Origin of the sequence: Streptomyces sp. SID13726 (assembly GCF_010548375.1) — a bacterium.
Taxonomy (GTDB): domain Bacteria; phylum Actinomycetota; class Actinomycetes; order Streptomycetales; family Streptomycetaceae; genus Streptomyces.
Genome location: NZ_JAAGLY010000715.1, coordinates 1 through 403, shown reverse-complemented (window position 1 = coordinate 403; position 403 = coordinate 1). Strand labels below are relative to the sequence as shown.

General features: G+C 71.0%; 1 pseudogene. It reads left to right on the top strand.

Annotation, left to right across the window (positions count from 1 at the left end):
* A pseudogene (locus G3I78_RS49920) lies at nucleotides 1-403 on the top strand (peptidase M23); the annotation flags it as partial.

Sequence of the window (403 nt, the reverse complement as noted above, 5' to 3'; positions counted from 1 at the left end):
CGCTCGAGATGTTCTTCGACGCCTCGCAGCAGCACGACGACGCGCTCGTGAAGAGCGTGGAGAAGCTCTTCGCGAGCTGCGTGCCGACGCAGGCGTCGCACGACCAGAAGAAGGACTCGCCGCCGTGGGTGCTGTTCCGGTGGGGCAGCCTCACGGCGTTCCTCGCCTACATCAGCGCGGTCCAGGTGCGGTACACGCTCTTCACGGCGGGCGGGCTGCCGATCCGGGCGGTGTGCACGGTGACGCTCGAGGAGATCGCGGGCGAGGCGCCGCGGCAGAACCCGACCTCGGGCGGGATCGTGCCGCGCCGCGAGCACGTCGTGGTCCACGGCGACACGCTCGCCGGCATCGCGTACGCCGAGTACGGGGACACGAGCCTGTGGCGCGCGGTCGCGGTCGTGAA